Origin of the sequence: Mycobacterium arosiense ATCC BAA-1401 = DSM 45069 (genome assembly GCF_002086125.1) — a bacterium.
In the GTDB taxonomy this organism is placed as follows: Bacteria; Actinomycetota; Actinomycetes; order Mycobacteriales; family Mycobacteriaceae; genus Mycobacterium; species Mycobacterium arosiense.
Genome location: NZ_MVHG01000207.1, coordinates 1 through 1,089, shown reverse-complemented (window position 1 = coordinate 1,089; position 1,089 = coordinate 1). Strand labels below are relative to the sequence as shown.

At 69.6% G+C, this 1,089-nt stretch carries 1 protein-coding gene; it reads right to left on the bottom strand.

Translation table 11 applies throughout. The features are described 5' to 3' along the window. A partial coding sequence (locus BST14_RS28100) for a phosphopantetheine-binding protein (protein ID WP_142279678.1) occupies nt 1–1,089 on the bottom strand: 1,089 nt, incomplete at both ends.

Genomic DNA, 1,089 nt, shown 5'->3' with positions numbered 1-1,089 from the left:
GATGGGTTGGCCGTTGTGGTGTTGGGCCCAGGCGATGTTGAGGTCTTCCAATAGGATTCGCCAGGACACCCCGTCGATGGCCAGGTGGTGGATGATCACCGCCAGCTGGCCGGTGTGGGGCGCCCACAGCGCGCTGAGCATGGCGCCGGTGGCCGGATTCAGCCGCGCCCGCGCGGCCACCAGAGCCGCATCGGAGAGTTCCTGCACTTCTCGCAGGCATCCGCGCGCGTCCACCGCCCCGGTTTCGGGCACCCATAGCGACCAGCCGTCGGCGCCGTCGCTGTCCACGCGCAGGCGCAGCATGGCGTGGCGGTCCAGCAACGCCTGCAGTACCGTCACGACGTCGGCCTCGGTGGCCCCGGTGGGGGCGGACATGACGATGGTCTGGTTGAACTCGTCGATCGGGCCGTGCACGGACTGCAGCCAGCGCATGATCGGGGTGGCGATCACCGCCCCGAGGCCCTCATCGACGGGTCGGTCCGCATCGTCGGCGACGGTGGCCACCCGGGCCAGCCGGGCCACGGTCTGCTCGACGAAGACGTCACGCGGCCGGCAGATCAGCCCGGCCGCCCGGGCGCGGGCCACCACCTGCATCGACAAGATGCTGTCCCCACCCAGGTCGAAGAAGGAGTCGTCGACACCGACTTGGTCGAGCCCGAGGACCTGGGCGTAGATGCCGGCCAGGATCTCCTCGATGGCGCTGCCCGGAGGCCGGTAGGGGCCAACGGTGTATTCCGGTGCGGGCAGGGCGCAGGTGTCGAGTTTGCCGTTGGGGGTCAAGGGCAGCTTGTCGATGACCACCACCGCCGCCGGGACCAGGTAGGCCGGGAGCCGCTCGGCCAGGGCGGTGCGCGCCTGGGCCGGGTCTGCGGTGCCGGTGATGTAGCCGACCAGGCGTTTGTCGCCGGGGCGGTCCTCGCGGGCGATGACGACGGCGTGCTCGACACCGTCCAACGCGCTCAGCGCGGTTTGGACTTCGCCGAGTTCAATGCGGTAACCGCGGATCTTGACCTGCTCATCGGCACGCCCCAGATACTGCAACTGCCCATCACGACCCCAACGCACCAAATCCCCGCTGCGATACATCCG